The sequence below is a fragment of the Mesorhizobium sp. M5C.F.Ca.IN.020.32.2.1 genome (assembly GCF_004023105.1).
Taxonomy (GTDB): Bacteria; Pseudomonadota; Alphaproteobacteria; order Rhizobiales; family Rhizobiaceae; genus Mesorhizobium; species Mesorhizobium wenxiniae.
This window is the reverse complement of the sequence record NZ_RZSX01001335.1, coordinates 1-1091: the sequence shown is the minus strand read 5'-3', so window position 1 is coordinate 1091 and position 1091 is coordinate 1. Positions and strand designations below refer to the sequence as shown.

1 protein-coding gene is annotated in these 1091 nt (G+C 61.0%); it reads right to left on the bottom strand.

Annotated elements, in window-relative coordinates; genetic code table 11:
- Positions 1-1064 (bottom strand): ParB/RepB/Spo0J family partition protein (locus EOA86_RS35770; protein WP_164892373.1); only part of this gene is annotated, 1064 nt, incomplete at its 3' end.
- Between the last annotated feature and the right edge of the window lie 27 nt (positions 1065-1091).

The window sequence follows — 1091 nt, the reverse complement described above, 5'->3', positions numbered from 1 at the left end:
GCGCCGCCGTTCGCCAGTGCCTCGGGGCTATAGGCTTCCGTGCGGGCGGTCAGGGCGTCAATCCGCTTTTCGACTTCCTCAAGCTTTGCCTCGGCCTGGTCGTCGGCGGCACCGCTCTCGATCAATTCGGCAAGCTCGTCATATTCCGCCTGTGCGGCCTCAAGCACTGTCTGATCTTCCTCGGAAAGGCTCACGTCTTCTGGATAGTGGCGCTCCATGCTGTGAAGCCCTTCCGGCATGGAAGTGCGGCTCTCCACCCATTTCCAGCCTTCGGCACGTACCGTCCCGGCAGCCGCCTCAAGCTTTTCGGCCACCAGCTTTTCCAGCAGCACAGTATCGGTGACATAACCGGCGTTGCGTTCATCGAACAGGTCGCGCTTGACCGCACCGCCCGCCGCTTCATAGGCGGCCAGCCCGCCGATGAACTGGACACGCTTGTCTGTCGCGGCAACCAATTCCTCGGTGAGCGCGCGCCGGATGGAAAAAACATCACGGTTCCAAGAGGGCAGGGCACTCCATACCTCAACCTGCCGCTGGTGATCGTCGCTGACGGTGAAGGCCGACAACTGCGCAAAACTCATGTCCTCGTCGCGGAACGTCTGCAACAGCACCGGCGACACGCGAGCGAGCGCCAGCCGCTTGCGCACAATCGTTTCGGTCGTGCCAAAACGGGCGGCGATATCAGCGATTGCTTTGCCCTCTTGGGCAAGGGCGTTGAATGCCTCGAACTGGTCAGCCGGGTGCATGGCCTCATGCAGATTCTCGGTCAAGCTGATCGCCGTAGCGTCCTCAGCCTCACGTTGCTTACATTCAACGGGGAAGTCCTTCTCGATCTCGCCCGCCTCGGCAAGAAGAAGGAGCGCGGCGCGTCGGCGTCCGCCAGCCGTCACGAAATAGCGGCCCTTCTTGTCGCCCTTCCTGACGATGAGGTTCTGCAACAGCCTGTACCCGTCGGCTCGGATGGTCGCGGCCAGTTCCTTGATGCCCTCGGCGCTGTAGGTTTTGCGGACGTTCTTCGGGTCCACGTCCAGCTTGTTCAAGGGGACGGTGATGGTCTCGGTCATGATAATTTCTCCTGATTTCCCTTTTTC